At 48.8% G+C, this 9,281-nt stretch carries 7 protein-coding genes; all 7 read left to right on the plus strand.

What is annotated here, in order from left to right; all coding sequences use genetic code 11:
• Position 1 precedes the first annotated feature (1 nt).
• The 7 genes from P9L94_07595 to P9L94_07625 all read left to right on the plus strand — a co-directional run bounded on the left by P9L94_07595 (position 2) and on the right by P9L94_07625 (position 8,998).
• The gene (locus P9L94_07595; GenBank protein ID MDP8243928.1) at positions 2 to 1,174 is read left to right on the plus strand and encodes a hypothetical protein; all 1,173 of its coding nucleotides are present in this window, start codon (positions 2 to 4) and stop codon (positions 1,172 to 1,174) included.
• Positions 1,175 to 1,757: 583 nt separating this feature from the next.
• Positions 1,758 to 3,260, plus strand: a complete 1,503-nt coding sequence (locus tag P9L94_07600) for a PQQ-binding-like beta-propeller repeat protein (GenBank protein MDP8243929.1) — start codon at positions 1,758 to 1,760, stop codon at positions 3,258 to 3,260.
• 38 nt (positions 3,261 to 3,298) lie between these two features.
• Positions 3,299 to 4,645, plus strand: a complete 1,347-nt coding sequence (locus P9L94_07605; protein MDP8243930.1) for an SGNH/GDSL hydrolase family protein — start codon at positions 3,299 to 3,301, stop codon at positions 4,643 to 4,645.
• Between the two features lie 48 nt (positions 4,646 to 4,693).
• Positions 4,694 to 5,812: a hypothetical protein gene (locus P9L94_07610; GenBank protein ID MDP8243931.1), complete on the plus strand. Its 1,119-nt coding sequence runs from the start codon at positions 4,694 to 4,696 to the stop codon at positions 5,810 to 5,812.
• 393 nt (positions 5,813 to 6,205) lie between these two features.
• A complete protein-coding gene (locus tag P9L94_07615) occupies positions 6,206 to 7,018 on the plus strand; it encodes a class I SAM-dependent methyltransferase (GenBank protein MDP8243932.1) in 813 nt (270 codons plus the stop codon).
• A gap of 17 nt (positions 7,019 to 7,035) precedes the next feature.
• Positions 7,036 to 8,787 (plus strand): aminodeoxychorismate synthase component I, encoded by a 1,752-nt coding sequence (gene pabB, locus P9L94_07620; protein ID MDP8243933.1) that lies wholly within the window; start codon positions 7,036 to 7,038, stop codon positions 8,785 to 8,787.
• 46 nt (positions 8,788 to 8,833) lie between these two features.
• On the plus strand, positions 8,834 to 8,998 hold the full coding sequence (locus P9L94_07625; GenBank protein ID MDP8243934.1) for a hypothetical protein: 165 nt from the start codon (positions 8,834 to 8,836) through the stop codon (positions 8,996 to 8,998).
• The last annotated feature ends 283 nt before the right edge of the window (positions 8,999 to 9,281 follow it).

The following is a 9,281-nucleotide window of genomic DNA, read 5'->3' on the forward strand; positions in this document are numbered from 1 at the left end:
GATGACTCTTACGGAAAGTTGGCAGAAGGACAAAGCGCATTTCTTGGATAAAAAAATCCATCAAATAATTAATTGGGCTGGTGATGGTAAACTAAAAGACGGAAATATAACTTCCGTAGAATTTCGAGAATTTCTATCTAATATTAAAATTGAATCTCTTGAAGAGTACGCCAGGCAATGTATTGAAGAATCTTTTACTGACTCGGGCATTGCTCTTCAAGATATTTTAAATGAAATAGGAAGGCGACTTGGCTTTGAAATAGAACATGGACGCTACAGGGGTGTGAGGAATGAAATTGGCTTTGACGGTTTATGGAAGTTGCAATCAGGTCAATCTATAGTAGTTGAAGTGAAAACAACTGATGCATATAGGATTCAATTAGACACAATTGCAAATTACCGAAATCAGCTGATTCAAAAAGAAATAATTTCTGCAGAGAATTCATCCGTGCTCATAATTGTTGGGCGTGATGACACTGGAGAATTAGAAGCTCAAATAAGGGGCTCAAAACATGCATGGAGTATTCGACTCATTAGTGTCAATTCGTTGATTTCACTGATGAACTTAAAGCATAAAGCTGACAATCCACAAATTATCCAGCAGATGCATGACATTTTAATTCCAAGAGAATACACCAAATTAGATAAAATTATCGAAATCCTTTTTTCAACTGCATCAGATGTTATCGAAGGTGTGGAAGATGATGAGGAGGAGATAAAAGATGAAGTCACCCCAAAGTTTACTCCTGTATCGTTTCACGATGATTGCATTGATTTAATAGAAAGTAGGATGCAAGTATCTTTAGTGAAAAAGACAAGAACTAAATACACTTCTTTAATTGGTGAAAACTATGTTTGTTGTGTTTCTAGAGTGCATGATAAAGGGAATCAGATAAATTATTGGTTTGCTTTTCACCCACACCAAAAGGAATTTCTTGAAGATTCTGATAACAGTATTGTTGCATTTGGTTGTGGTAATAGCAAAAACATAGCCGTAATTCCATCATCATTTTTCTTGAAATACCTTGTTGAATTAAATACAACGAAAAAAGATAATAAATTTTATTGGCATGTTCATATTGCTGAAAAAGAGAACAAGTATTGGTTGCTAAGAAAAAAAGGCCAATCAGATATTGATATTTCTGAATACTTCCACCCCCGTAGGGTGGGATGAATGCAATGAATCCCACCATTGGGTAATCAACACATATCATTGGTGGGATTCGCTTCGCTCATCACCACCCTACTTGATACGTCGAGATAATTGAAACCCACCATGCAAACGTGTCATTACGAGGGAGCATGGCGACCGACGCAATCTCACCCATCGAAAAGCGAGATTGCTTCGCTTCGCTCGCAATGACACCAAAACCCGGTAGGCTGGGCTCGCGAAGCAGCCCACCGGATAGAACCAACCGCGTCTCTCATTCACGCGGCTCGGCGGGAGCCTCGCCCTCCCCAAAACATCAATACGCCTGAGCGGCGGGCCAAGGCCGCGCTCGTAATTCGCCTGCGCTTCATTTTAACCGACTCCCGAAGTGAGATGGAATTACCTCGACGTTTATCAAAGGACAATGGATTCACCGTTGGGTATTACGAAGACATTGCTCGCTTCGCATCTCTTAACAAAAAGCGATGGCTTGACGTATGGGCTTGGCTCTGAGAAATTCTGCTGTAGTACCATTCAGTGCGATTTGCAATTAAACTTGAACCGTAATTGAAGCAACGAGCAGTCCAACACAATGGAGATGCCAAAAATGCGCGCGAAACAACATTTAATCGTTATTGCTTTGCTGTTCGGTTGCGTCAGTATTGGAACCGCTGAGGACCAGCCGCAATGGGGAGAAAAGCATTCCCGTAATATGGTCTCGACCGAGACGGGCTTAATTGGTTCCTTCGATCTTGAATCAAAAAAGAACATCAAATGGATCGCTCCTCTTGGCAGCGAGTCATGGTCGACGCCTATCGCGGCGAATGGAAAAGTGTTGATCGGCACGAATAATAATCAGCCGCGCGACCCGCGCCATAAGGGAGACCGGGGAGTTTTGTTTTGTCTGAATGAAAATGATGGAAGCCTCTCCTGGCAACTCGTTGTGCCAAAACTTGGTCCCGACCCCTATTTGGATTGGCCCAATGCGGGCATCCCATCAACAGCGACCGTCGATGGCGACCGCGTGTATATCATCACAAACAGAAACGAGGTTGTTTGCCTTGACCTACAGGGATTGCATAACGGCAACGACGGCCCGTATCTCGACGAAGGCCAACACATGGGGCTGGGTTTAGACGACGTCTATGAACCAACCAAGATGGACGCCGATATCTTATGGATTTTTGATATTCCCAACCAGGCGGGAACGTACCCGCATGATTCGGCGCATTGTTCTGTGTTGGTCGACGGCGATTTTTTGTATATCAACACCAGCAACGGTGTAGACAATACCCACAAAAAAATCCGCAAGCCCGATGCGCCCAGTTTGATCGTGCTCAACAAAAAAGATGGTTCTTGGGTTGCGCGCGATGACGAGAGAATCGGCCCAAGAATTTTTCATAGCACCTGGTCGTCTCCTGCGATGGGGGTTGTGGACGGACAAAAAACTGTGTTTTTCTGCGGCGGCGACGGCGTGGTATATGCCTTCAAAGCGTTAGCCGAAATGCCCGCTGATGGGACAGTCAAAGCATTGGAGCGTATCTGGAAATATGATTGCGATCCGACGGCGCCCAAAGAAAACGTCAGCGAATATATGCGCAATCGCGACGAAGGGCCTACGAATATAAAAGGCTTGCCCGTGTTTTATAACAACCGAATCTATGTCGCGGCGGGCGGCGATATCTGGTGGGGAAAAACAGAATCATGGCTGCATTGCATCGACGCAACAAAACAAGGTGATGTTACAGAGTCTGGCCCTCTTTGGAAATATAGATTGGGCAAGCATAGCTGTGCGACGCCGGCGATTGCAAATGGTCTGTTATTTATCTCTGACTGCGACGGGATGTTGTACTGTCTGGATGCTGAGACGGGCGAGAGCAAATGGACGCACGATTTAGGAGACGAAACCTGGGCTTCGCCATTTGTGGCTGACGGCAAAGTTTATATCGGAACAAAATTACGACGGTTCTACATCTTCGCCGCGAAGGATGCAAAAGAAATTCTATTTGAAACCCGCCTGGATAGTCCCGTCGGCGCCACTGTGACGGTCGCGAATGGCGTTGTGTATGTTGCATCGCTCAAGAACCTATATGCGCTAGAGAAAAAGTAAATTTGCCGCGAACACCAACGCGATTGGAGAAATGACTCATGATTATTGACGATAGGTTTAAAAACGAACGGACGAGCCGCGCAACACATTTTATTGTTACTCTGCTTTTAATTTTGACATTTGTTTCGACGCCGTTATTTGCGGCGGAACTGCAAGCGTTGCCTTCCGATTCGTATTTTGCCCCATTCAAACCCTTGCAAGCGCCTGAAACGAAAGAACTGATATTAAAAGAGGGCGACCGGCTTGCGATCTGCGGCGACTCGATCACCGAACAAAAAATGTACTCGCGAATCATCGAAACCTATCTGACGGTTTGCGTTCCTCAACTCAAGATTACCGCGCGGCAATTTGGCTGGAGCGGGGAACAAGCGACGGGGTTCTTCCACCGGATGGAAAATGACGTGTTGCGGTTTCATCCCACCATCGCCACCACATGCTATGGAATGAACGACCACCGTTATCAACCCTATAACGCCGAATACGGCGACCTCTACCAAACAACCTCTCAGGCAATCATGCGTCTGTTTAAAGACAACGGCGTTCGTGTGATCCAAGGCGCGCCGGGCACGGTCGGCAAAATGCCTTCTTGGGTGAAGCAGGCCAAAGGCACAGTGAATGACCTGAATCTCAGTCTGCTGGAATTTCGCAACATCGGCGTTCGCTTGGCCCAAGACGAGAACGTTGCTTTCGCGGATGTATTCTTACCGATGCTGGTTGAGGGCTTTCACGCCAAACAGAAATACGGCGACGAATATATGATCTCAGGAAAAGACGGCGTTCATCCGGGTTGGGCCGGCCAATTGGTGATGGCCTACGCGTTTCTCAAGGCAATGGGCCTCGATGGTGAAATTGGAACCATCACATTGGATCTAGCGTCAGGTGAAGCCTCTGCCTCGCAAGGACACCGCATTGTTTCTGTGAAGGACAATGAAATTCAGATGGACAGCAGCCGCTATCCATTTTGCGCGACTGGCGAACTCGACCAGGATTCCAGCATCCGTTCGGGAATGACGCTGGTTCCATTCAATCAGGAACTCAACCGCTTCATGCTCATTGTCAACAATGCGCCTGCCGGACAGTACAAAGTGACCTGGGGAGAAACATCGAAGACGTACTCCGCCAAAGAGTTGTCTGAGGGCGTCAACCTTGCCGATGATTTTTTCGTGAACCCATTCAGCGAAGCGTTTAACCGGGTCGACGAAGCGGTGTTTAAAAAACAGGCGTATGAAACCAAACAGGTTAAACAACTGTTTCACGGCGAAGAAGGCCGCGCCAATATGGACAAAACTGTCGATCTCACCGAAGAAGTTCGTGCGCCTTTAGCCAAGTCGATTCAATCGACGTTTCAGCCAGTCCAGCATTCGCTTCGCGTTGAAAAACAATAAATGCGTAAGAGTTCTTGCTCGAATATTGTGAACGCGAGGCCGACTTTGATGAATTCCAGACCGCCAGTCATTGCGCGCATTACGCGGAGAGAATGGCTGGCGGGGTTGTCTGGCTTGATGGCGTCGGGGCTTCCTCAATCATTCGCCGCAAGCGAGTTCACTTGTGCGCTTTATGGTTTTTCGTCGAACAAGGCGCCCTTCGCTTCCATCAATCATGGTGACTTGGCTTCTTGGTTGCGCGACCACGGCGTCAATGCGGTGTTTGTTTATTCGAACGAAGATGAAGATGTATTGAAGCGGTTGAAGTCCGCTGGCGTTGCGTTGTATCAATCCATGGGCGTGTTTGTCGGCAAGGCTGATTATCAACAGCATCCCGAGTGGCGGCCGGTTGTCGCGTCGGGCGAAGCGATGAAGCCGGACGAGTGGTACTATCCGTTGTCGCCAAACCATCCTGCGCTGCGCAAGCAACGATTAGAGCGCTTGAAAGAGCGCTTGCAAAATCCCTACATTGACGGCGTCTGGTTGGATTTTATCCGTTATCCATTGCGTTGGGAAAACGGGGCGCCCCGGTTTGAGCAAGCATGTTTTAGCCAGATGAGTTTGGATGCGTTCCAGGCGTTTTCCGGCCTCCGGGCGCTAGGCGAAACAACCAGTGAAATAGCGCAGTGGATCATAAACAGCCATCTGGATGATTGGACGGCGTTCAAGATTGAATCGATCCGAAGTTGGGTGGAAGACGCCGCTAGCCTTCGCGACGGGTTGCGTCCAGACGCGCGGCTTGGCTTCTTCGGCGTCCCCTGGGCGCCCGATGAATATGACAATGCGCTGCATCGCATCGTCGGGCAGGACTATGCCGCCTTAGCCAATCACGCCGACATTATTTCGCCGATGATTTACCATCGCATGATCGGGCGCCCGGTTGAGCGCGTACGGGAATTAACGCTTGCGTTAAAGCAATCGACACAAAAGCCGGTTTGGCCGGTGCTGCAAACGATGAACTTGCCGGACGAATTGCCGAAAGAAGAATTCCTGCGCTCCATTGATCTGGCTGCAAGCGCGTCACAACAGGGATTGATCTTGTTCGCGGCAAACCATATCGAAAATGAAAAACGCTGGTCGCAACTAAAAGCGTCTATCAAAAAATATGTGCATAAAGCGCGCCCGTAGTGCTCCGCGATAGATACCGTTACGGAAACGCACAGTATTCTGGCAACCACTATAAAAGCGGCGTTAAGCATAGCTGTCCTCCCGCCGAAACTAATAAAAACTGGTTCATCCGGTAAGTGAGTACTTACATTTACGGAAGAACCATAATTTTTATTCAGAAACAGGCTCCGGCATTTCACAAATTGACAAACCAATCAGGCATGGGTGGAACTCTGGGAGCGCCTGTGCATAAGGGCTTGAAAGCCCGCACTGAAGCGAGCAGAGCTGTACCCATGCCTGATACAGCGAAAGATCAAAAATTTACGAAAAAGCGTCAAAAAAACGCAACCCAATTTGTGATAAAGTATCCAAATACCGGAAGAACCGAAAAACTCTGAATGATTGAATGATCTTATGCCGGTTGTGAACCCGTTTCCTAGTGAAGAGAGCGCTGACTGGAGCGAACGCTTTTTTAATCATCCCGATTATCTTGACATCTACAGCGAGATGACGGGGCCGTCGCGCACTAAAACCGAGTTGGCGTTTTGCCGCTCGGTTTTGACATGGAAAATTGGCGACGCTATTTTAGATGCGCCCTGCGGCGCGGGGCGGCACACAACGCCTCTCGCTCACAAAGGGCACGACGTGACCGGTCTTGATTTGTCTGGCTTTTTATTAAGAGAAGCCAAGCAGACCGCGCTTAAAGGATTTTGGAACCGCAACCAGCCGCGCTTTGTGCAAGGCGTGATGCAACAACTGCCCTTCGGCGACAACCAATTTGATCACGTCATCAATCTGTTTAGCAGTTTTGGGTATCTGGATACCGAAGCCGAAAATTTCCTGGTGATGCAAGAATACGCCCGGGTATTGCGCCCTGGCGGCAAACTGCTCATTGACGTGATGAACCGTCACTTTATTGTGCCCCGGCTCAATGAGGAATTTGAATCCGTCCACGCCAATGGATTGTTTGTTCGAGAAGAACGCGCTGTCATCAACGATGGCCGCCGGATGCACAACGCCATCACCGTCACCGACGATCAAGGCAACCGGCGCTGCTATTTATACCGTCCCTGGCTGTATAATGGGGCTGAACTCTCCGCCCACGCAACCAACGCCGGGCTGATTGTTGAGTCGGTCTATGGAGACTTCAAAGGGCGGCTCTACAAAAGACAGAGCGAGCGCGCCATTCTGGTTGCGGTCAAGCCATTGCCGCATGTTGGCGAATAACAAAGAAACGGTTCCACATGACATCTTCTCCACACGCCTGTTTGGCAGGGCCAGGATGGGGCCTTGGCCATCTGGGCGCACAGGTCGCTGGCTTTGACGCGATCATTCGAGCCGAAAACCCCGGGCAGGTTGAACAGGCGTTGCGCGAACTCGCTGACTATTTGCGGCAGGGGAAGATTGCCGTCGGTTTCATTGCGTATGAAGCGGCGGCGGCGTTTGGGTTGTCCGTCAATACAACCGGCCCATCACAGCCGCTCGTCTGGTTTGGGATAGCATCGCCAAAAGCGCTTCAACCGTTTGACGAATGGCCTGAGAGTTCAGCTGCGCCCAGTGCGTGTGATTTGGCTGGTCTCGACGCGCGCGATTATCCAACTTCGATTCAACGCATCAAAGACTACATTGCCGCAGGCGATTCCTACCAGGTAAACTTTACCGTGCGAGCGGACGCGTCTGTCTCCGGGCCGCCGCTTGCGTTATTTCGCCGCTTGTATGAGTCGCAGCCGTGTCCGTATGCGGCGTTCATCGAAACGGGCGAACAAACCGTTCTTTCATTGTCTCCTGAATTATTTCTGCAACGAAAAGGCGATCAGTTGCTCAGCCGCCCCATGAAGGGGACCATGGCGCGCGGGCGTTTTTATGAAGAAGACCAAGCGTTGCGGCGCCGCCTGCAAGAGAGTGAAAAAGAACGCGCCGAGAATATTATGATCGTTGATATGATGCGCAATGATCTGGGGCGCATTTGTAAATTCGGGAGCGTGTTAACCCGCAACGTATACCAAACCGAACCCTACCGCACCCTATGGCAGATGACGGGCGAAGTCGCCGGAACGCTGCGAGACAATGCAACGCTAGGCGATATCATCGCTGCTACTTTTCCCGCAGCGTCAATCACTGGAGCGCCCAAACGACGCACCATGCAAATCATTCAAGAATTAGAGCCGCAGCCGCGCGGCGTCTATTGCGGCGCGGTCGGGCTGTTCAATAGCGAGCGGGACTTCACGTTGAATGTCGCGATACGGACGCTGTCAGGAATCCATCAAAAATTTGTGCTCGGGCTTGGCGGCGGCATTGTGTGGGATTCCGACGTAAAGGCCGAACGCAACGAATTGGATGTAAAAGCCAAGTTCATTTCATCACGTTTTCCCGCGTTCGAGTTACTGGAAACCCTGCGTTACTCATCAGAAAACGGGTTTGCATTTTTGAACGAACACTTCGAACGGTTAGAAAAGTCCGCTGCGTATTGGCAGCTCCCGTTTCATCGGGCGAAAATCGAGGCGCAGCTGCATGAATATACTAAACAAATCAAACACGACCTCACCGCTGTTCGCTTGACCCTCAATCAAGCGGGAAGCGCGGCGATCTCACATCGCGATGTGACCCATGTTTCCGACGAGGTTGTTGTCCGGTTCTCCAATCAAGCCATTGATTCGAGCGATTGCTTTTATTTTCATAAAACAACCCATCGGCCTCTCTATAATCAAGAGAGGCAAAAAGCGCTGGACGACGGCTTGTTTGAGATTCTCTTTGTGAACGAACGAGGTTGCGTAACCGAAGGCGCCATCACCAACCTGTTTTATCGAATGGGAGAGCAGTGGTTTACGCCGCCGATTGAAGACGGTTTGCTGCCGGGGATATGGCGCGCACATTTTTTGAATGAAACCCATGCGCTAGAGCGTAGTATTCAGAGAGGCGACTTAACATGTTGCGACGAGATACGGCTCGGCAATTCGGTATTCGGCGATGTGAGAGTCAATTTAGTGCAAGAGTGAAACAAGCGAGTCTTTTTATATAAAAGTATCTATCAAGTGAATAAAAATGAAAAAAAAGACGACAAATCCACATAAGAAAATTCGGCATACCTGGGAGCGGTCTCCCATCGAAAAACCCCATTCGACCAAAAAAGGGAAGAAGGGCTATAACCGCAAACAATCCAAGGACGAAGCGAAGAAACTCGTTGATGACTCAAAAGGCGGCGAGTAAACTTCCGTTACTTTTACGCTATATGATAAATTTTAGATATCATGAGTTTTTAGTGTTATTATGGTGCAAATATATAAATAACTGTCAGGATTCTTTACTTAAAATTAACAATTTTTCTCAAGTAAATGTTGTCAAAGATTGAAAAAGTGTTACCATTGTCTAGCCCCTATTTTTTGTACCAGTTGAAGTGAGAGTATTTTGTTGTTTGGATTTCGGAACGTGGAGGTCGGACGAAGTCCGGGCGGAACGTTCCGAAATCGCGGCGAATTCGTTCGGCGTCAAA

Source organism: Candidatus Hinthialibacter antarcticus (genome assembly GCA_030765645.1).
GTDB lineage: Bacteria > Hinthialibacterota > Hinthialibacteria > Hinthialibacterales > Hinthialibacteraceae > Hinthialibacter > Hinthialibacter antarcticus.

What these genes read in the sequence shown, in the direction of transcription:
- P9L94_07595 (MDP8243928.1), top strand. Translation starts at nt 2, where the DNA reads ATGACTCTTACGGAAAGTTGGCAGAAGGACAAAGCGCATTTCTTGGAT.
- P9L94_07600 (MDP8243929.1), top strand. Translation starts at nt 1,758, where the DNA reads ATGCGCGCGAAACAACATTTAATCGTTATTGCTTTGCTGTTCGGTTGC.
- P9L94_07605 (MDP8243930.1), top strand. Translation starts at nt 3,299, where the DNA reads ATGATTATTGACGATAGGTTTAAAAACGAACGGACGAGCCGCGCAACA.
- P9L94_07610 (MDP8243931.1), top strand. Translation starts at nt 4,694, where the DNA reads ATGAATTCCAGACCGCCAGTCATTGCGCGCATTACGCGGAGAGAATGG.
- P9L94_07615 (MDP8243932.1), top strand. Translation starts at nt 6,206, where the DNA reads ATGCCGGTTGTGAACCCGTTTCCTAGTGAAGAGAGCGCTGACTGGAGC.
- pabB (MDP8243933.1), top strand. Translation starts at nt 7,036, where the DNA reads ATGACATCTTCTCCACACGCCTGTTTGGCAGGGCCAGGATGGGGCCTT.
- P9L94_07625 (MDP8243934.1), top strand. Translation starts at nt 8,834, where the DNA reads ATGAAAAAAAAGACGACAAATCCACATAAGAAAATTCGGCATACCTGG.